Raw genomic sequence first — 19,045 nt, 5'->3', positions numbered from 1 at the left:
TCAGCCCGCGCGCACCACCTGACCGGTCGCCAGGTCGCGTATCACGCTCGGATTTTTACGGCCGCCCAGATTCCCGCCGAGCACCAGGTCGACTTGCCCGCGGAAATACTGCTCGACGCGAATCCGCGTGCGCGCCGCCGGCCGCCCCTGAGGGTTGGCGGAGGTCGACACCAGTGGCCCGACCAACGCGCACAAATCCCGAACCAGCGGGTGATCGCTGACACGCAAGGCCACGGTCTCATGGACCCCGGTGATCCATTGCGGCAGCAAGTTCTGATGGGGGACCAGCCAGGTGTTCGGCCCCGGCCAGGTACTGGCCATGCGATCGAGCCACAGATCCGGAAAATCTTCGAACAGGAAGTCGAACTGGCGAATATTGTCGGCAATCAGGATCAGGCCCTTGTCCACCGAGCGCCCCTTGATCGCCAGCAAGCGATACACCGCCTCTTCGTCCCACGGGTCGCACCCCAGGCCCCACACAGCTTCGGTTGGATAGGCAATCACCGCGCCTGCGCGAACTGCTTGTGCGGCTTGTTGCACACGCCAACTGTTGACCATGACCAACTCTCCAAAATTAAGCTGCGCGCAGTTTACCGATCTTCCTTATAAAACCCAGCTCATGAAACTAGCTTAGGCGTGCAAACCAGCGTCCGCCTTCGCACACCGCTCGCCCATCCATTTCCAGCTCGGTCAGTGCAATCAGGACCTTGGGCAAGGGCCAACCGGCTGCATCAGCCAAGGCTTCGCTGGTGTGCGCAGCGGCAAACAGCAGGCACAGCAGCGGGTGATCGACAGGTTCCGGTGCCTCTGTGGATAACGGCAGGTATTGCCAACCGCGCAGGCCTTCGAGAATGTGCTCGATGGTTTCCACCAGCACTGCGCCATCGCGAATCAATTGATGACAGCCACGGGCAGCGGGATGATGGATCGACCCTGGAATCGCGTAGACCTCGCGCCCTTGCTCCGCCGCCAGCCTTGCCGTGATCAACGAGCCGCTGGCGACACTGGCCTCGACCACCAACACGCCGAGGGACAAGCCACTGATGATCCGGTTGCGACGTGGGAAGTTGCTGGCGTGCGGACCGGCATCCAGCGGGAACTCGGAAACCACCGCACTGCCGTACGCGAGCATCGCGTCAAAAATTCGCCGATTGCGCTGTGGATAAAAATTTTCCAGGCCCGTGCCGAGCACCCCGACCGTTTGCCCTCCGACATCCAGGGCGGCTTGATGGGCGACGGCATCGATACCCAGCGCCAAGCCACTGGTGATGACAAAACCGGCGCCTGCCAGGCTGCGCGAAAATGCTACGGCGGTGTCCATTCCCGGTCTCGATGCGCGCCGGCTGCCGACGATCGCCAATTGCGGTTTGTCCAGAATCGCGGGATCACCCGCGACAAACAACAGCGGTGGCGGATCACTGATCTCTGCCAGCAATGCCGGGTAGCCTGGCTGACCAAGCATCAATAAATGCTGGCCCTCATGCTCTAACCAGGCCAGTGCATGATAGGCAGCATCACGAATCAGCGGACTGCGCCGGGCCTCGGCACACGCCACTGGCAACCCCAGGGCACGCCAGGCACTGGCCGGCGCACTGATGGCTTTGGAGGCCGAGCCAAAGGCTTCCAGCAGCTTTTGAAACCGTCGCGGGCCGAGCTCCGGCAGGCGATGCAAACGTAAACGGGCTTCCAGTTCCGCCGGTGAAACCGACCCGCATGCAGACTGCGACATAAGATCATCCTTGATCGTGAGTGGCCTGTAGAGCCGGGAACAAGCTGTGGATAAGTCTGTTGGTAACTTGTTGAGTCTTTTACGGATTGCGTACCTTGTCCATCACCGCCAGGGATCGTGAAGCACTGAGCACCAGGCCATAGCTGAGCTTTTCGTAGGTCCGGAAAACCATCAACAGACCGGCGCGCTCATCGGGCATTTTCACTTCATCGCCGGCCACTTGGTCGCGCACGGTCTCACCGGTCTTCATCACCGCCAACACGTTGCCCTCGGTCAACCCGTCGCGACGCCCCTTGTTGAGGGTCACCACATCCAGCACACCGATCTGGGTCACGCCCCGCGGCACGTCGATGATCAAGCCCTGAACCTCGGAAGCGGGGGCAGCGGGCATGAAGGTCGAATTGATCGCCCGTTCCTCGCCACTCAACAGCCGATCACCGAGTCGAACCTCTTGGGTAGTACGCTGCAAGGCGAGGGTGGTGATATCACCCTGGGTATCGATGATCTCGCCCGTGCCGATGTCATCGGCGTTGATGCCTAATAGCTCCTGGCTCTGCGGATCGGTGTACACCTTGCCCTGACGGAAGATGCCGTACACCGACTGCGCTGGATCAAAGGTGCCGCGGGCGAACACCCGGTCACCGCCGCCACTGAGCACCCGCTCGTCATCACCGGCCACGACGTAGGGCGCGCGGTCGAAATCCTGCGCCTTGTCGACGATGCGGTTGCCCAGCAGGAAGCTGTTGATCGCATGCAGCGGAATGCTGGCGATGGCGTCGACCACAGGTGCGCGACGAACCTGTGGTGAAAGCTTGACGGTGCCCCGCGAGGCGCCGCGATTGAGGGTCAGGCGTGGCTGCCCGTCGATGTAGACCAGCGACAGTGTGTCGCCGGGGTAGATGAGGTTGGGGTTTTCAATGTGCGGGTTGACCTGCCAGAGCTCGGGCCATTTCCAGGGCTCACGCAGGTATTTGCCGGAGATGTCCCAGAGTGTGTCACCGACCATGACGGTGTATTGCGCAGGAAAACCCTCGCGAAGTTGTACTTGCCCATGCGCGAAACCGGCCGAGACCAGAAGCAGCAGGGCGAGTAGTGATTTCCTCATGCGGTGAATCCCTTTATTATGTAGGTTCGCGTAAAACGCCAGAGCCTCTGTGGCTCGCTCCCCAGGGGGCGACGTTTTACAGCCGTCGCCGGCCTCATCGCAGCCACCAGGCGATCGGCCCTGACCTTACTTCACACGTGCAGCAATTACGCTTATGGCCATTTTGAACATCCTCGAATTCCCCGACCCGCGCCTGCGTACGATCGCCAAACCGGTGACCGTAGTGGACGACGAAGTGCGGCAGTTGGTCGATGACATGTTTGAAACAATGTATGAAGCTCCAGGCATCGGCCTCGCAGCGACCCAGGTCAACGTGCACAAACGTATCGTGGTCATGGACCTGTCCGAAGACCGTAGCGAACCCCGGGTGTTCATCAACCCCGAATTCGAAACCCTGACCGACGAGATGGATCAGTATCAGGAAGGCTGCCTCTCGGTACCGGGCTTCTATGAAAACGTCGATCGTCCGCAGAAGGTCAAGATCAAGGCCCTGGATCGCGACGGCAAGCCGTACGAGCTCATCGCCGAAGGCCTGCTGGCGGTGTGCATCCAGCATGAATGCGACCACCTGAACGGCAAATTGTTCGTCGACTACCTGTCCACGCTCAAACGCGACCGGATCAAGAAGAAGCTGGAAAAGCTCCATCGCCAGAACGCTTGATTCCTTTCTTCCAAAGGCTTGCTGCGGCAAGCCTTTTTCTTTTGTGACCGTTTTGTAATCGAGAGTTTCAATGACTGAGCCACTGCGCATCGTCTTTGCCGGCACCCCCGAATTTGCCGCCGAACACCTCAAGGCCCTGCTCGCCAGCCCTTACGAGATCGTCGCGGTCTACACCCAGCCGGACCGTCCGGCAGGTCGCGGGCAAAAACTGATGCCCAGCCCGGTCAAGCAACTGGCTCTGGAACACAACATCCCGGTGCTGCAACCGCCGACCCTGCGCAATGCCGAGGCTCAGGCAGAACTGGCGGCGCTGAAGCCGGACTTGATGGTAGTGGTCGCCTATGGCTTGATCCTGCCGCAGGTGGTGCTGGATATCCCGCGCCTGGGTTGCATCAACAGTCACGCCTCCCTGCTGCCACGCTGGCGCGGTGCGGCGCCGATCCAGCGCGCCGTCGAAGCGGGCGATGGTGAAAGCGGCGTGACCGTGATGCGCATGGAAGCCGGCCTGGACACCGGGCCGATGCTGCTCAAGGTCAGCACACCGATCAGCGCCCAGGACACCGGCGGCATGCTGCACGACCGCCTGGCCGAAATGGGTCCGCCCGCCGTGATCCAGGCCATTGCCGGGCTGGCAGCGGGGACGCTGGAAGGTGAAGTGCAGGACGACAGCCTCGCCACCTACGCCCACAAATTGAACAAGGACGAGGCACGTATCGACTGGAGTCGCCCGGCCGTTGAGCTGGAGCGCCTGGTTCGTGCGTTCAACCCGTGGCCGATCTGCCACAGCACGCTCAATGGCGAGGCCTTGAAAGTCCTCGCAGCCAGCCTGGCCGACGGCAAAGGCGCACCGGGCGAAGTCCTGGGTGCCAGCAAGGACGGCTTGATCGTTGCCTGCGGTGAGCAGACGCTGTGCCTGACCCGCCTGCAATTGCCCGGTGGCAAGGCGCTTAACTTCAGCGATTTGTTCAACAGCCGTCGCGAGAAGTTCGCCATCGGTACCGTGCTCGGTCAAGCGGTGGACGCCCAATGAATCCACGTCTGGCCGCCGCCAAGGCATTGGCTGCCGTTCTCAGCGGAAAAGCCTCGCTCAACAGTTCTTTGCCGACGCAAATGGACAAGGTCGAAGACCGCGACCGCGGCTTCACCCAGGACCTGGCCTTTGGTACTGCACGCTGGCAGCCGCGCTTGTCGGCACTGGCGAGCAAGCTGCTGCAAAAACCGTTCAAGGCCGCCGATGCCGATGTCGAGGCGCTGCTGCTGGTGGGGTTGTATCAGCTGCTTTACACCCGAGTCCCGGCCCACGCGGCCATCGGCGAAACCGTGGGGTGCGCCGACAAGCTGAAAAAACCATGGGCCAAGGCCCTGCTCAACGCTGTACTGCGCCGCGCCCAGCGTGAGAGCGAAGCGCTGCTGGCCGAGCTTGAACACGACCCGGTGGTTCGCACCGCCCATCCGCGCTGGCTGCAAAAGTCCCTCAAGGCCTTCTGGCCCCAGCAATGGGAAGCCATTTGTGCCGCGAACAACGCGCACCCACCGATGATTCTGCGGGTCAACCGTCGCCATCATGCCCGCGATGCCTACCTCGCGTTGCTGGGCGATGCGGGTGTGGCTGCCCAGCCGTGCCTGTTCAGCCAGGACGGTATCGTGCTCGAGGAACCGGGTGACGTGCGCAAGCTACCCGGCTTTGCCGAAGGCTGGATCAGCGTGCAGGACGAGGCCGCACAACTGGCCGCTGACCTGCTGGACCTGGCACCAGGCCAACGAGTGCTCGATGCCTGCTGCGCACCGGGCGGCAAGACCTGCCACATTCTCGAAGTCGAGCCTGCACTCGCGGGCGTGGTGGCGGTGGACCTGGAAGCCAAACGCCTGGTACGGGTGAAGGAAAACCTTGAGCGACTGGGGCTGAACGCCGAACTGATCGCCGCCGATGGCCGCGACACCCAAGCCTGGTGGGACGGCAAGTCGTTCCAGCGCATCCTGCTCGATGCGCCATGCTCGGCCACTGGCGTGATTCGCCGCCATCCGGACATCAAGCTGACCCGTCAACCGGATGACATCGCGGCGTTGGCGGTGCTTCAGGGCGAACTGCTCGATGCCCTGTGGCCGACCCTGGAAGTCGGTGGCATTCTGCTTTACGCCACCTGCTCCACATTGCCCACCGAGAACACCGAAGTCATCGAAGCCTTCCTGGGCCGCACCCCGGGTGCTCGCGAACTGGACATCGCCAGCCAGGCCGGCATCAAGCAACCCCACGGCCGCCAGTTGCTCGCGCAAGAAGGTGGGCACGACGGGTTCTATTACGCCAAGCTGATCAAGATCGCCGCCACACGCGGCTAAACGGTTTTAAGGGAGTGACTGGATGAAGATCATCATCCTCGGCGCAGGTCAGGTTGGCGGTACGCTGGCAGAACACCTGGCCAGTGAAGCGAATGACATCACCGTGGTCGACACCGACGGCGAACGCCTGCGCGACCTCGGTGATCGCCTCGACATTCGGACGGTGCAAGGGCGCGGCTCGTTGCCGACCGTGCTCCGTCAGGCGGGCGCCGATGACGCCGACATGCTGGTCGCGGTGACCAACAGCGACGAAACCAACATGGTCGCCTGCCAGGTCGCCCACACCCTGTTCCACACGCCGACCAAGATTGCCCGGGTTCGCGAAGCCGCGTACCTGACCCGCGCCGGCCTGTTCGACAACGATGCGATTCCGGTGGACGTGTTGATCAGCCCGGAACAAGTGGTGACCAACTATATCAAGCGCCTGATCGAACACCCCGGCGCCCTGCAGGTGATCGACTTCGCCGAGGGCAAGGCCCAACTGGTGGCGGTCAAGGCGTACTACGGCGGACCGCTGGTGGGTCATCAACTGCGTCAATTGCGCGAGCACATGCCCAACGTCGACACCCGCGTCGCAGCGATTTTCCGACGCGATCGCCCGCTCCTGCCGCAAGGCGATACGGTGATCGAAGCCGATGACGAAGTATTTTTCATCGCAGCCAAAGCGAATATTCGTGCAGTGATGAGCGAAATGCGCCGCCTCGATGAAAGCTACAAACGCATCGTGATCGCCGGCGGCGGACAGATCGGCGAGCGCTTGGCCGAAGCCATCGAAAGCCGTTACCAAGTGAAGATCATCGAAATGAACCCGGCGCGCTGCCGCTACCTGTCGGACACCCTCGACAGCACGGTCGTACTGCAGGGCAGTGCCTCGGACCGCGACTTGCTGATGGAAGAGAACATCGCCGACGCCGATATCTTCCTGGCCCTGACCAACGACGACGAAGCCAACATCATGTCGTCGCTGCTGGCCAAACGCCTGGGTGCCAAAAAGGTGATGACCATCATCAACAACCCGGCCTATGTCGACCTGATCCAGGGCGGTGACATCGACATTGCCATCAGCCCCCAGCTGGCGACCATCGGTACCTTGCTGGCGCACGTACGTCGCGGCGATATCGTCAGCGTGCATTCCCTGCGACGTGGCGCGGCAGAAGCCATCGAAGCCATTGCCCATGGCGATATGAAGTCGAGCAAGGTCATCGGCAAGGCCATCGAAAACATCGCCTTGCCGCCTGGCACCACCATCGGCGCGATCATTCGCGACGAAAAAGTGCTGATCGCCCACGACGACACCGTGATCGAAGCGGGCGACCACGTGATTCTGTTCCTTGTGGATAAAAAGCACATTCGCGATGTGGAGAAGTTGTTCCACGTGGGGCTGAGCTTCTTCTGATCCCCGGCTGACGCTCATTTGTGGCGAGGGAGCTTGCTCCCGCTCGGCTGCGAAGCAGTCGTAAAACCTTTGATCGCGGATTGTCAGGTACAACCCGGATTGCGGATTGCGACCGCTTCGCGCTCGAGCGGGAGCAAGCTCCCTCGCCACAGAAGCCTTTCACTTCCAATTGAAGGACATTACCCATGCTCGAATCCCTGGAAAAAATGCTCGCCAAGGGTGTGGATAACTCGCTGCTGCGGTTCGGGTTGGGCAAGGGCTATCTGGATCTTGGGGAAAATGCCAAGGCTGCCGAACATTTCCAGCGCTGCGTCGAATTCGATCCGAAATACTCCGCGGCCTGGAAGCTATTGGGCAAGGCCCATCTGGCGCTGAAGGATTATCCAGCCGCACGCCAGGCCTGGGAGCAAGGACTTGAAGCCGCCCGCGTCCATGGCGACAAGCAGGCAGAAAAGGAAATGACCGTGTTTCTGAAAAAGCTCGAACGCCAGGCGCAGTGAGTAGCGTGCGCCTGAGCCGGGTTATCCACAGGTCGGCCTGGCCAACTCAGTACCAGCGCGCTTCACCCGGCGGGCGTTTCTTGAAGCGCTTCATGCTCCACATGTACTGGCTCGGATAAGCGCGCACGTACCGCTCGACCACCTGGCTCATGGCCGCGCAGGAGGTCTCGGTATCGGTGCTGTACATGGCCTCTGGCGCCGCTTCCAGAATCACTTTGTAACCTGAACCATCCGGCAGGCGCAGGGCATGCAGGAACACACCAACGGCTTTGCCGCCGGCCAGCATGTTTGGCACAAACTTGCTGGTCAGGGCCTTGGTGGCGAAGAAGGGCACGAAGATACCGGCGGATTCGGCCGGCTCCGGGTCGGCCGGAATGCCAACAGCCCCGCCTTTACGGACTTCCTTGATGACACTGAGGATGCCTTCCTTGGTCGAAGCGGCAACCCGGTTGCCCAATTGCACCCGTTGCTTGCGCAGCAACTCGTCCACGGCCTTGAGCTTGGGCGGGCGGTAGAAAATGATCGGCTTGCACTGGCTGCAGTAAAAATGGTTCAGCACTTCCCAGTTGCCCAGATGGCTGGTGATGCCGACCACGCCCTTGCCCGAGGCCAACGCCGCCTTGAGCACATCGAGGCCTTCGACTTCACGCACCAGGTCAATGGAGCGCTGAGCCGGCCAGATCCAGGCGCAGGCGCTTTCGGTCAGGGATTTACCGATGTCCTTGAGACTCTGCCCGACCAGGCGTTCGCGCTCGGCGGCGTCCATTTCAGGGAAGCACTTGGCGAGGTTGATCCGCACCACGTCGCGGGAGCGGTTGGGGATTTTCCACATCATCCAGCCAATCGCGGCACCGACCGTTTGTACTGCCCGCCACGGAAGCAGGGCAAACAACCGCAGAGCGCCTACCAGCAAGGCGCCTTTCAACTTATCCACAGGTCACTCCTGATCTCTTGTGCTGTGTGCGAACCGCACATTCTAACCGCGTGCCGCCAATGTGGCGTAACGATCACAATCGGTGGTGTGATCCATGACCATGCCCGATGCCTGCATCAGGGCATAGCAAATGGTCGGCCCGACAAAGGTGAACCCGGCTTTTTTCAAGCCTTTGCTCATTTCCACGGCGACCGGCGTCACGGCCGGAACCTGACTGCGATCCTTGAAATGGTTGATCGCAGGCGCGTCCCCGACGAACGACCAGAGAAACGCCACCGGGTCTTCCAGCGCCAGCCAGGCCTGGGCATTGCGCCGGGCGGCGTTGAGTTTCAGACGGTTGCGAATGATCCCCGGATCGAGCATCAGATCGTCTATTTCGGCGTCGCTCATCTGCGCCACGCGCTGCACGTCGAAGCCGAACAGCACCTCACGGTAGCGCTCGCGCTTCTTCAGTACGGTGATCCACGACAGGCCCGCCTGGAACCCTTCGAGCAAAAGCAACTCGAACAAGCGCTGCGCATCGCGTAGCGGTACGCCCCACTCCTGATCGTGATAAGCCATGTACAACGGATCGTCGGAACACCAAAAGCAGCGTGGCATAAGGCTCCAGGGGGCGTGCGCACGAACGAATCGGGTATACTCCCGCTCTTTAAATCGCAGCCCAAGAAACAGGTGAATTTCGTGAGCCAGCCTACGCCAGCCGTGCGTACCTTCCAAGACTTGATCCTCGCCCTCCAGCAATACTGGGCCGAGCAAGGTTGTGTGGTACTTCAGCCCTACGATATGGAAGTAGGCGCCGGCACTTTCCATACTGCCACGTTCCTGCGCGCCATCGGCCCGGAAACCTGGAACGCCGCTTATGTGCAGCCCAGTCGTCGCCCGACTGACGGCCGCTACGGCGAAAACCCGAACCGTCTGCAGCACTACTACCAATTCCAGGTAGTCCTGAAGCCGAACCCGGACAACTTCCAGGAACTGTACCTGGGCTCCCTCAAGCACGTGGGCCTGGATCCGCTGGTGCACGACATCCGTTTCGTCGAAGACAACTGGGAATCGCCGACCCTCGGCGCCTGGGGTCTGGGCTGGGAAGTCTGGCTCAACGGCATGGAAGTGACCCAGTTCACCTATTTCCAGCAAGCAGGCGGCATCGAGTGCTACCCGGTGACCGGCGAGATCACCTACGGCCTCGAGCGTCTGGCCATGTACCTGCAAGGCGTGGACTCGGTCTACGACCTGGTCTGGGCTGACGGCCCGATGGGCAAGGTGACCTACGGCGACGTGTTCCACCAGAACGAAGTGGAGCAGTCGACCTACAACTTCGAACACGCCAACGTCGAGAAGCTGTTCGAACTGTTCGATTTCTATGAAAGCGAAGCCAAGCGCCTGATCGAGCTGGAGCAACCGCTGCCGCTGCCAAGCTACGAAATGGTCCTGAAGGCCTCGCACACCTTCAACCTGCTGGATGCGCGCCGGGCAATCTCGGTGACCGCTCGTCAGCAATACATTCTGCGTGTGCGCACCCTGGCCCGTTCCGTTGCCCAGGCCTACCTGCTGGCTCGCGCCAAGCTGGGCTTCCCGATGGCAACCCCGGATCTGCGTGATGAAGTGTTGGCTAAGCTGGAGGCTGCACAATGAGTGTTCAAGATTTCCTGGTTGAACTGGGCACCGAAGAGCTGCCACCCAAGGCCCTGAACACCCTCGCCGAGGCATTCCTGGCCGGTATCGACAAGGGCCTGCAAGCCGCTGGCCTGAATTACGAGAGCAAAACCGTATACGCCGCGCCGCGTCGCCTGGCCGTGCTGATCACCGCGCTGGCCACCCAGCAGCCGGATCGCAGCATCAACCTCGACGGCCCGCCACGCCAGGCGGCCTTCGATGCCGAAGGCAACCCGACTCAAGCGGCCCTGGGCTTCGCCAAGAAATGTGGCGTGGACCTGAGCGAAATCGACCAGAGCGGGCCCAAGCTGCGTTACAGCCAAAGCATCGCCGGCAAGCCGACCGCCAGCCTGTTGCCGACCATCGTCGAAGACTCGCTGAACGACCTGCCGATTCCCAAGCGCATGCGCTGGGGCGCTCGCAAGGAAGAGTTCGTGCGTCCGACCCAATGGCTGGTGATGCTGCTCGGCGACCAAGTGGTCGACTGCACCATCCTCGCTCAGAAGGCCGGTCGCGACTCCCGTGGTCACCGCTTCCATCACCCGGACAGCGTGCGTATCACCTCGCCTGCCAACTACCTCGATGACCTGCGCGCGGCCTATGTACTGGCCGATGCCAACGAGCGTCGCGAGCTGATCAGCAAGCGTACCGCCGAGCTTGCCACGCTGCAGGAAGGCACCGCGATCGTGCCACCGGCCTTGCTCGACGAAGTGACCGCCCTGGTTGAATGGCCGGTGCCGCTGGTCTGCTCGTTCGAAGAACGCTTCCTCGATGTGCCGCAAGAAGCACTGATCACCACCATGCAGGACAACCAGAAGTACTTCTGCCTGCTGGATGTCGACGGCAAGTTGCTGCCACGTTTCATTACCGTGGCCAACATCGAGAGCAAAGACCCGCAGCAGATCATCGACGGTAACGAGAAAGTGGTTCGCCCACGCCTGACCGACGCCGAATTCTTCTTCAAGCAAGACAAGAAGCAGAAACTCGAAGACTTCAACCTGCGCCTGCAGAACGTGGTGTTCCAGGAAAAACTCGGCAGCGTCTACGACAAGGCCGAGCGTGTTTCCAAACTCGCCGCCTTCATTGCCCCGCACATTGGCGGCAACGCACAGTGGGCGGCCCGTGCTGGCCTGTTGTCCAAGTGCGACCTGGCGACCGAGATGGTCGGTGAGTTCCCGGAGATGCAAGGTGTTGCCGGTTACTACTACGCCCTCAACGATGGCGAGCCGGAAGATGTCGCGCTGGCGCTGAACGAGCAGTACATGCCGCGCGGTGCCGGTGCTGAACTGCCAGTCACCCTGACCGGGGCGGCGGTGGCTATCGCCGACAAACTCGACACCCTGGTCGGTATCTTCGGTATCGGCATGCTGCCTACCGGCAGCAAGGACCCCTATGCCTTGCGCCGTGCCGCATTGGGCGTGCTGCGGATCCTGATCGACAAGAAGCTCGACCTGGACCTGACCGATGCCGTGGCATTCGCCGTCGCTGCGTTCGGCACCAAGGTCAAGGGCGCCGGCCTGGCCGATTCGGTCCTGGAGTTCATCTTCGACCGTCTGCGTGCCCGCTATGAAGACGAAGGCGTGGATGTGGCCACCTACCTGTCGGTACGTGCCCTGAAGCCGGGTTCTGCCCTGGACTTCGACCAGCGTGTACAAGCGGTACAAGCGTTCCGCCAGTTGCCGGAAGCGGCTGCACTGGCTGCCGTGAACAAGCGTGTGTCGAACCTGCTGAGCAAGCTCGAAGGCAGCGTGCCGACCACTGTCGAAGCCAAGTATTTCGACAATGCCAACGAGTTCTCCCTGTACTCGGCGATCCAGCAAGCGGATCAAGCGGTGCAGCCGATGGCCGCGGCCCGTCAGTACAGCGAATCGCTGGCACGCCTGGCCGCCTTGCGCGAGCCGGTGGATGCGTTCTTCGAAGCCGTGATGGTCAACGCAGAAGACGCCAAGGTGCGTGCCAACCGTTATGCGCTGCTGGCACGTCTGCGTGGCCTGTTCCTGGGCGTTGCCGACATTTCGTTGCTGGGGTAAGACGGCTTGAAACTGCTGATACTCGATCGGGACGGGGTGATCAACTACGACTCCGACGCTTACATCAAGTCGGTGGAGGAGTGGATTCCTCTGCCCGGCTCGATCGAAGCCATCGCGCGGTTGAGCAAGGCCGGCTGGACGGTAGCGGTCGCTACCAACCAGTCGGGCATTGCTCGAGGCTACTACGATGTCGCCACCCTGGACGCCATGCACGCGCGCCTGCGCCAGCTTGTGGCCGAGCAGGGTGGTGAACTCGGCCTGATCGTCTATTGCCCCCACGGGCCTGACGAAGGCTGTGAATGTCGCAAGCCCAAACCCGGCATGCTTAAAACCATTGCCGCACATTACGACGTGGCGCTGACGGGCCTGTGGTTCGTCGGCGACAGTCTCGGTGACCTGAAGGCGGCAGAAGCCGTCGACTGTCAGCCAGTTTTGGTAAAAACCGGGAAAGGCGAGAAGACTCAGGGCTTGACCCTGCCGGCAGGCACTTTGATTTTTGACGATCTGGCGGCGATTGCCGCAGAACTTATCAACAACTAGGGCGATTCTGACATCCTGATCAAGGACTGTTCGGGAGCGCGCTTTTTAGAAGGCGGGCATTGCCCCGCAACGGTAAACGCGACCATGTTGATCTTGCAGGCAATCAGAACCTTTCTTTTTTACCTGCTGCTGGGCACCAGCTCGTTGCTGTGGTGCAGCCTGAGCTTTTTTATCGCGCCGTTCCTGCCGTTCAAGGCGCGTTATCGCTTCATCAACGTCTACTGGTGCCGTTGCGCACTGTGGCTGAGCAAGGTGTTCCTGGGCATCCGCTTTGAAGTCAAAGGCGCTGAAAACGTCCCTGAACAGCCCTGTGTGATTCTGTCGAACCACCAGAGCACCTGGGAAACGTTCTTCCTCTCGGCCTATTTCGAGCCCCTGAGCCAGGTGCTCAAGCGCGAACTGCTGTATGTGCCGTTCTTTGGTTGGGCGATGGCCATGCTGCGACCGATCGCCATCGATCGCGACAACCCGAAAGCCGCACTCAAGCACGTGGCGAAGAAGGGCGATGAGTTGCTCAAGGATAACGTCTGGGTGTTGATCTTCCCGGAAGGCACCCGCGTTCCGTTCGGTACGGTGGGCAAGTTCTCTCGCGGCGGGACGGCATTGGCAGTCAATGCCCAGTTGCCGGTACTGCCAATCGCCCACAACGCCGGCAAGTTCTGGCCAAAGACCGGCTGGGCGAAAACCCCCGGCACGATCACGGTGGTCATCGGTGCGCCGATGTACGCCGAGGGTAGCGGGCCACGGGCGGTTGCCGAGCTCAACGACCGCGCCGCGGCCTGGAATGAGCAGACCCAACGCGACATGGGTTCGCTGCCGCCTCTGTCCACCGCAACGGACAAGGAAGCGATCTGAGATTCTGTGGATAACCTGTGCACGGTTTCATTGGAAAAAGACATAATTGATATCTAAATCTATGATTTACATACATATTTCTTAAGCTAATAAAACGCCGTAAAACGTGCATAAGTTTTCGCAGTCATAAAAAAACCGGCACTGGATGCCGGTTTTTTATGCCCTTCTCATTCATCCAGCAACGGCAGTTGGACACTGAAGGTCGTGCCTTGCCCGACCTGGCTTTCGCAAAGGATCCGTCCGCCATGACGATCCACCACGGCTTTGACCATCGACAACCCCAGGCCCAATCCGTCACTGCCCTGCGCTGAGGCAAAACGTCGGTACTGGCTGAACAATTCCGGCAACTCCGCCGCCGATAGACCTTTGCCCTGATCGCTGATGTCGCAGGTCAACCAGCCCTGCGCACAACTCACCCGCACCGTGACCCTTGAGCCAGATGGGCTGTACTTGATGGCGTTTTCCAGCAGGTTGAACAGCGCCCGGGTCAGCAATGACTGATCCGCCAGCACCATGCCTTCGGCATCGTCATCCAGGTCATGCCGCAACTCGATCTGCTTGAGCTGCGCGATGCTCATTGCCTGATCGAAGGCATCGAGTACCAGCATCGCGAACATGCTCGGCTCGAACTGGTAGGCCTCGGACTCGGCCTTGGCCAGCTGTACAAACGCCTCGGTCAGGCCCAGGGCCTTGCGTACCTGCAACTCGATCTGGGCGAACAACTGCGTGTCTCCCGCCCCCTGGCAATGCTGGACGTCGAGCAGCGCCAGAATCGCCGAATGCGGCGCGCGCAGGTCGTGGGAGAGAAAGCGCATCAGCACTGCGCGTTGTTCCTCGGCCTCACGTTCGACGCTCAAATCCGTGAAACTGAGCAACCAGCCAATCGCCGCTCCACCTTCGGCCGGAAACAGCGATGCCACGTCCAGGCGCAGGCTTCGGCCATGGATATCACGGAACTCATTGCTTTCAAGGGCCGATAGCGCGGGACGTGCCCCTTCAAGCAGGCCTGGATAACCCAGGGTCGCGAGCTGCGACAGCAAGTTTTCGCCGACCAGGTCACCGGCAAACAGACTCCGGGCATTTCGATTGGCCAGCAGAATACGCCCATCCGGTCCACTGATCAGGGTGGCCACGGGCAAGTACTCAAGACCGTCCGAGATAAAACGCCGTGTGTCGCGGGTCCGGCTCATCGCCTGCTCCAGCGCAACGATCTGCCCCTGCAGCACATCACCGGCCGGAGAGGCCGTGCGACGACGTTCGGGGAACACTTTTGGCTCGCTGTCGAGCCGTGCCAGTTCCCAGCCGAAATAGGCGAGCACAGCGCTCAGCCGGCGCCAGTTCCAGATCAGGTAACCCAGCAACATCCCCAGCACGCTCGCGGCCGGTGACCACCACCAGCCCGCCCTGAGCATGAGTGCCGAAGTAAGCAGGGCCGTTACCATAGCGCCCAGGGTCAGCCACAAGGCTCGTCGTGGGCGGAACAACAGCAAGGCCAGCAACAAGGCGACCATGGCCGTCGACAGCGAAACCCTCCAGCCATCGCCCAGCACCACAATGCTGCGCTGCTGGAGCAGACCGTTCAGCAGGTTGGCCTGAATCTCGATACCCGCTGTCGTGCCGACACTCGCTGATTGCGGTGTGACGTAGCGATCGCCTAACCCTGGTGCGGTGGAACCGATCAGGATCAGGCGATCACGCAGCAATTGAGGCGGTACTTCACCACGCAGCACGCTGACGTACGGAACGCTGGGAAACCCTGCATTCATGCTGATAAAGGGAATTCGAATGCGGTGGGTTCGCTGCCAACCTTGCACCATCGACACCACGGACGAGCCGGGGAGGGCATCCGGGCCATCGGTGGTCGTCTCGTAGAGCAACCACGCCAATTGCGCTCTCGGGGCGCGCTCAGGGCCCTCACGCAGGTACACACTGCGCACAATGCCATCCGCGTCTGCCTCGGCATTGATATGCCCGACACCCTTGACGCAGTGGCTCAACGGTGCAACAGGTTCGATCTCACCCAATGGCTGCCCATAGCGGGCAACCCCTTCACGCAACAACGGGATAAACACATTGCCAGCCTGGCAGATCGCCTGGGCCAGGCGAAGATCATGCTCAGGGATTTTGGCCGGCTCACTGAAGATGACGTCAAACAGAACGCCCCGGGGCCCGGCGGCCGACAACCGATCAAGCAGGTCGGCGTGCATTGTCCGCGGCCAGGGCCATTGCCCTAACTGCTGCAAGCTGTAGTCGTCGATGGTGATGATGAGAATGCGCGGGTCAACTGGCAGTGGGCTCAGGCGCCGCAGGTTGTCATACAGCAGATTGCTCAGCGTCAGTCCCTGGCTCAAGGACAATACGGCCGTCAACGGCAGCAGGATCAGGCTGACCCATAGCCATTCACGGACCAACCGGCGAAACAATCGCTGCGCCTGAGTGGGCTCGCGACCTTCCTTCCTTGGCCAACGCCTCATCGGCAAAGCGCCGGACGCTTATTGAGCCCGCGTGGTCCGAGGGTAATAGAAGATGTCATATACCCCGGTTTCTCCTTCAAGCCCCTGCGCGTCAAATGCAGAGAGCCGAACATGGTAGTAGAACGCCTTCAACCCGATGAAGTTTATCTCAGGCGTACTGGAAAACTGTTCCTGCTTGATGTTCATGAATGAGGTGTCCGTGGCAACTTGCGCCCGATAGCGCGTGGCGCCTTCCACCGGTTGCATGATCAGTTGCCAGACCGGTGCCGGCCCGGTCTGTCCCGCCTGTCCGAGCAATCGTGGCGGAGGCAGCAGGTCGGTTGGTATCAACGTGCCTTCCTTCTGGATCCGTAATCCCTGGCGGGCCATCACCTGCACGTCAGCATCCGTATCGGCCTGGGGCGATGGTTTTCCCGGCGACTTTTTCAGCGGTGCGTCACCTTCATCGCGGTCAACGGCAACCTGGCCATTGAGCACTTCAATCAGTGAGTGCCCATTGTCTTCATTGCGTACCCGGAAGTGCGTGCCACGAACACCGAGCACGCCCACCGGCGTCACGATCTGGAAACGATCATAGTCGCTGGCGCGCTTGATGACATAGGACTCGACCTGGCCTTGATCAAGGATCACCTGTGCCACCTTGAGCTCTTCGTTAAGGCTCAAGGTCACCTGGGAACTGGATGGCAGGACGATGCGCGACCCATCGCCCAGCGACAGGCTGACAAAGGCCGAAGGGGAGGTCTTTACACTTTCGTGTTCATCCACCGTCATCCCTTCTTCCAGGGCAACCTGCTTGCCTTTGCGATCAAGCTTCCAGGCTTCGCCCGTCAGGTGTTCGATCGTGGCAGGCAGGGGTTGTCCGCGACACTGCTGATTATCATCAATGTACGGCAGGCGCTTGGCGGTGAAAAAAGCGGCAGATGCACTCTGGGTCAACGAACCCGACAAGCCCGCGACCAGCAACAATAGGATGCCGAAACGGCGGCAGTGCAAAGAAGTGATTGAGTTCATAGGATTCGCTTTTCACACTTTTTTTGAAGACCTGGCGGACCCACTGATTCGTCAGCCTTGCGCACCATACCTGACAGGGCTCTGCAACAGATAGCCCGTGCCTATACATAACGCCATCATCGATATAAAAAAGCTGTCGCGATTTTCCTTGAACGCGTCCCCCTCGAAAGGGGAAAGTGACACGTCCCTGTGTCGGATCGAATCCGAATCGACCCGGTTAACATGTGAGAAGGCACTCCATTTTTTCCCCTGAACTGCAGACCGCAAGCGAACCGGCGATCGGCGGTCCCGCCAGGCTGGCGATGACACTCCCTGTGTCGGGGCACATCCCAATGCCCCTGTGCCTCTCTCAACACTTGAGAAGTTACCAACACCCACACGCGGTGAGGCAATTCTCAATATTTCTTCAGAATTGCCCGTTCAGCATTTCAGAACACCCAGCGTGGTTGCTCCCCCTGCGTGTGCAGCGGTGCCGAATACGCTTCATCCCCGGACGTACTCACCGGTGCGAATCCCCGTGAGTCGCTGAAGCCTGCATACGCCACAACGGGGCTGTAGTAACGCGGCGACACGGGTTTATCCGACGCGGCATGACTTGAGTTCACCGCGGGCGAAGCGGCTCCCAGGCAGGCAATGAGCACCAACGACATACTAGCTTTCATCGCGATGCCTCGGTTCATCGTCGCCATCACTGCACGAGGATTCAGCCTGTTCCCCATCGTTCCTTCCTTGCACCTTCGAGCGGATACCTGCCGATTACCGACTAATTGATATCAGCCTACCCAGCCCTGAAGCCTCTGCAGCAAATCGCCATAATTGTTCAGATTCGAACAATCAGCCTAAACTCGGCACTGTAGGACTATTTACCCACAGCACTCTCCGAGATGAAGGAAGCACTCCGCATGCGTGTCGCAATACTGGATGATGAGCCCGCCGAGCTACGCCGGGTGGAACAGACACTGCGACAAATGCCGGAAGCCGGGGAAGATGCCTGGGGCGTGCACAGTTTCGAGCGAGGAGAGGACCTGCTGCGTCAGCTTCGCCGCGAAACCTTCGACTTGCTGATTCTCGACTGGCAACTGCCCGACATCAGTGGGCTGGCGCTACTGCGCTGGACCCGTGAGCACATGGAGGCGCCCCCGGCCGCCATCATGCTCACCAGCCGGGACGCTGAAAGCGACATCGTTCAGGCGCTCAACGCCGGAGCGGACGATTACGTCAGCAAGCCATTTCGCCCCAATGAACTCAAAGCCCGCGTTAACGCCGTGCTGCGTCGCCATGGTTTGCAGCGCGGCACGGCCAGTGAAGTATTGAGCTTCAATGACCTGGTGTTCGATGACGCAGAGCTGACCGTCACCCGTGCCGGCAACCCCATCAGCTTCACCGAACGCGAGTACCGCCTGGCGCGCTGCCTGTTTGCCAACCTCGGCCGACCGCTGTCGCGGGAGTACCTCTATGAGCGTTTCTGGTCCCATGAAGAAATGGTGTCTTCCAGGCCCCTGGATACCCACATCTATCGCCTGCGCAACAAGCTCGGCCTGACCGCTGATCGTGGCTGGCAGCTGCTGACTATCTATGGCTACGGCTACCGCCTGGAAAGCGTCACGGCGGTGAGCGAGTAACGAGTTTTTACGGTTAGAGGCGATCGAAAAAAAAGGCCAACGCTGAGCGTTGGCCTTTTTTGTTACTGTGTCCCGTCCTGAATAAGGTTTACACCTTCTGACCTATTTTCAGGAGGACACAATGGATTCAGGCAAAAGGCGCAGTCAGCGGGATTACACGCTGGCTTTTAAACTGTCGGTCGTCGATCAGGTCGA

Annotated in this window: 18 protein-coding genes; 10 read left to right on the top strand and 8 right to left on the bottom strand. The window is 60.6% G+C overall.

Translation table 11 applies throughout. The features are described 5' to 3' along the window. The 3 genes from CKW07_RS21940 to CKW07_RS21930 all read right to left on the bottom strand — a co-directional run bounded on the left by CKW07_RS21940 (nucleotide 1) and on the right by CKW07_RS21930 (nucleotide 2,834). Nucleotides 1–558: an L-threonylcarbamoyladenylate synthase gene (locus CKW07_RS21940; protein WP_095147016.1), complete on the bottom strand. Its 558-nt coding sequence runs from the start codon at nucleotides 556–558 to the stop codon at nucleotides 1–3. Between the two features lie 67 nt (nucleotides 559–625). Beyond that, nucleotides 626–1,729, bottom strand: a complete 1,104-nt coding sequence (gene dprA, locus CKW07_RS21935; protein ID WP_095147015.1) for a DNA-processing protein DprA — start codon at nucleotides 1,727–1,729, stop codon at nucleotides 626–628. A 79-nt stretch (nucleotides 1,730–1,808) separates the two neighbouring features. After that, nucleotides 1,809–2,834, bottom strand: a complete 1,026-nt coding sequence (locus tag CKW07_RS21930; protein ID WP_095147014.1) for a LysM peptidoglycan-binding domain-containing protein — start codon at nucleotides 2,832–2,834, stop codon at nucleotides 1,809–1,811. 154 nt (nucleotides 2,835–2,988) lie between these two features. Here CKW07_RS21930 and def point away from each other — a divergent pair, with 154 nt between their 5' ends. From def to CKW07_RS21905, 5 genes are all read left to right on the top strand, one after another. Then, nucleotides 2,989–3,495 (top strand): peptide deformylase, encoded by a 507-nt coding sequence (gene def, locus CKW07_RS21925; RefSeq protein WP_095080986.1) that lies wholly within the window; start codon nucleotides 2,989–2,991, stop codon nucleotides 3,493–3,495. Between the two features lie 70 nt (nucleotides 3,496–3,565). After that, nucleotides 3,566–4,525, top strand: a complete 960-nt coding sequence (gene fmt / locus CKW07_RS21920; protein WP_095147013.1) for a methionyl-tRNA formyltransferase — start codon at nucleotides 3,566–3,568, stop codon at nucleotides 4,523–4,525. Then, a complete protein-coding gene (rsmB, locus tag CKW07_RS21915) occupies nucleotides 4,522–5,832 on the top strand; it encodes a 16S rRNA (cytosine(967)-C(5))-methyltransferase RsmB (RefSeq protein WP_095147012.1) in 1,311 nt (436 codons plus the stop codon). The genes fmt and rsmB overlap by 4 nt, the downstream gene beginning before the upstream one ends. Before the next feature lie 22 nt (nucleotides 5,833–5,854). Further along, complete coding sequence (trkA, locus tag CKW07_RS21910; protein ID WP_095147011.1) at nucleotides 5,855–7,228, top strand: Trk system potassium transporter TrkA; 1,374 nt, start codon at nucleotides 5,855–5,857, stop codon at nucleotides 7,226–7,228. A 185-nt stretch (nucleotides 7,229–7,413) separates the two neighbouring features. Further along, a complete protein-coding gene (locus CKW07_RS21905) occupies nucleotides 7,414–7,728 on the top strand; it encodes a tetratricopeptide repeat protein (protein WP_095080990.1) in 315 nt (104 codons plus the stop codon). Nucleotides 7,729–7,774: 46 nt separating this feature from the next. On the opposite strand, the gene CKW07_RS21900 is transcribed toward CKW07_RS21905, so the two are convergent. Next, a complete protein-coding gene (locus CKW07_RS21900; protein ID WP_095147010.1) occupies nucleotides 7,775–8,662 on the bottom strand; it encodes a lysophospholipid acyltransferase in 888 nt (295 codons plus the stop codon). Between the two features lie 42 nt (nucleotides 8,663–8,704). Further along, nucleotides 8,705–9,262 (bottom strand): DNA-3-methyladenine glycosylase I, encoded by a 558-nt coding sequence (locus CKW07_RS21895; RefSeq protein ID WP_095080994.1) that lies wholly within the window; start codon nucleotides 9,260–9,262, stop codon nucleotides 8,705–8,707. Nucleotides 9,263–9,343: 81 nt separating this feature from the next. On the opposite strand from CKW07_RS21895, the gene glyQ reads away from it, so the two are divergent. The 4 genes from glyQ (at nucleotide 9,344) to CKW07_RS21875 (ending at nucleotide 13,743) form a co-directional block, all read left to right on the top strand. Further along, complete coding sequence (gene glyQ, locus CKW07_RS21890; RefSeq protein WP_064680830.1) at nucleotides 9,344–10,297, top strand: glycine--tRNA ligase subunit alpha; 954 nt, start codon at nucleotides 9,344–9,346, stop codon at nucleotides 10,295–10,297. Then, nucleotides 10,294–12,348, top strand: a complete 2,055-nt coding sequence (gene glyS, locus CKW07_RS21885; protein WP_095147009.1) for a glycine--tRNA ligase subunit beta — start codon at nucleotides 10,294–10,296, stop codon at nucleotides 12,346–12,348. The genes glyQ and glyS overlap by 4 nt, the downstream gene beginning before the upstream one ends. 6 nt (nucleotides 12,349–12,354) lie before the next feature. Continuing rightward, nucleotides 12,355–12,888, top strand: coding sequence for a D-glycero-beta-D-manno-heptose 1,7-bisphosphate 7-phosphatase (gene gmhB, locus CKW07_RS21880; RefSeq protein ID WP_095147008.1), 534 nt, complete (start codon nucleotides 12,355–12,357; stop codon nucleotides 12,886–12,888). A gap of 84 nt (nucleotides 12,889–12,972) precedes the next feature. Then, the gene (locus tag CKW07_RS21875; protein WP_095147007.1) at nucleotides 12,973–13,743 is read left to right on the top strand and encodes a 1-acyl-sn-glycerol-3-phosphate acyltransferase; all 771 of its coding nucleotides are present in this window, start codon (nucleotides 12,973–12,975) and stop codon (nucleotides 13,741–13,743) included. Between the two features lie 167 nt (nucleotides 13,744–13,910). Here the strand turns inward: CKW07_RS21875 and CKW07_RS21870 are convergent, their stop codons facing one another. The 3 genes from CKW07_RS21870 to CKW07_RS21860 form a co-directional block, all read right to left on the bottom strand. After that, nucleotides 13,911–16,217 carry a CHASE2 domain-containing protein gene (locus tag CKW07_RS21870; RefSeq protein WP_095147006.1) on the bottom strand — a complete coding sequence of 769 codons (2,307 nt, stop codon included), beginning with the start codon at nucleotides 16,215–16,217 and terminating at the stop codon, nucleotides 13,911–13,913. An 18-nt stretch (nucleotides 16,218–16,235) separates the two neighbouring features. Beyond that, nucleotides 16,236–17,228, bottom strand: coding sequence for a FecR domain-containing protein (locus CKW07_RS21865; RefSeq protein ID WP_095147005.1), 993 nt, complete (start codon nucleotides 17,226–17,228; stop codon nucleotides 16,236–16,238). 428 nt (nucleotides 17,229–17,656) lie between these two features. Next, nucleotides 17,657–17,878, bottom strand: a complete 222-nt coding sequence (locus CKW07_RS21860) for a hypothetical protein (RefSeq protein WP_141234470.1) — start codon at nucleotides 17,876–17,878, stop codon at nucleotides 17,657–17,659. A 252-nt stretch (nucleotides 17,879–18,130) separates the two neighbouring features. On the opposite strand from CKW07_RS21860, the gene CKW07_RS21855 reads away from it, so the two are divergent. After that, complete coding sequence (locus CKW07_RS21855) at nucleotides 18,131–18,850, top strand: response regulator transcription factor (RefSeq protein WP_095147003.1); 720 nt, start codon at nucleotides 18,131–18,133, stop codon at nucleotides 18,848–18,850. The last annotated feature ends 195 nt before the right edge of the window (nucleotides 18,851–19,045 follow it).

Origin of the sequence: Pseudomonas sp. Irchel s3b6, from assembly GCF_900187415.1 — a bacterium.
Classification (GTDB): domain Bacteria; phylum Pseudomonadota; class Gammaproteobacteria; order Pseudomonadales; family Pseudomonadaceae; genus Aquipseudomonas.
This window is presented reverse-complemented; position numbering and strand designations above follow the sequence as displayed.

Coding starts and splice junctions, on each gene's coding strand:
- CKW07_RS21940 (WP_095147016.1), bottom strand. CDS start 558: ATGGTCAACAGTTGGCGTGTGCAACAAGCCGCACAAGCAGTTCGCGCA.
- dprA (WP_095147015.1), bottom strand. CDS start 1,729: ATGTCGCAGTCTGCATGCGGGTCGGTTTCACCGGCGGAACTGGAAGCC.
- CKW07_RS21930 (WP_095147014.1), bottom strand. CDS start 2,834: ATGAGGAAATCACTACTCGCCCTGCTGCTTCTGGTCTCGGCCGGTTTC.
- def (WP_095080986.1), top strand. CDS start 2,989: ATGGCCATTTTGAACATCCTCGAATTCCCCGACCCGCGCCTGCGTACG.
- fmt (WP_095147013.1), top strand. CDS start 3,566: ATGACTGAGCCACTGCGCATCGTCTTTGCCGGCACCCCCGAATTTGCC.
- rsmB (WP_095147012.1), top strand. CDS start 4,522: ATGAATCCACGTCTGGCCGCCGCCAAGGCATTGGCTGCCGTTCTCAGC.
- trkA (WP_095147011.1), top strand. CDS start 5,855: ATGAAGATCATCATCCTCGGCGCAGGTCAGGTTGGCGGTACGCTGGCA.
- CKW07_RS21905 (WP_095080990.1), top strand. CDS start 7,414: ATGCTCGAATCCCTGGAAAAAATGCTCGCCAAGGGTGTGGATAACTCG.
- CKW07_RS21895 (WP_095080994.1), bottom strand. CDS start 9,262: ATGCCACGCTGCTTTTGGTGTTCCGACGATCCGTTGTACATGGCTTAT.
- glyS (WP_095147009.1), top strand. CDS start 10,294: ATGAGTGTTCAAGATTTCCTGGTTGAACTGGGCACCGAAGAGCTGCCA.
- CKW07_RS21875 (WP_095147007.1), top strand. CDS start 12,973: ATGTTGATCTTGCAGGCAATCAGAACCTTTCTTTTTTACCTGCTGCTG.
- CKW07_RS21870 (WP_095147006.1), bottom strand. CDS start 16,217: ATGAGGCGTTGGCCAAGGAAGGAAGGTCGCGAGCCCACTCAGGCGCAG.
- CKW07_RS21865 (WP_095147005.1), bottom strand. CDS start 17,228: ATGAACTCAATCACTTCTTTGCACTGCCGCCGTTTCGGCATCCTATTG.
- CKW07_RS21860 (WP_141234470.1), bottom strand. CDS start 17,878: ATGTCGTTGGTGCTCATTGCCTGCCTGGGAGCCGCTTCGCCCGCGGTG.
- CKW07_RS21855 (WP_095147003.1), top strand. CDS start 18,131: ATGCGTGTCGCAATACTGGATGATGAGCCCGCCGAGCTACGCCGGGTG.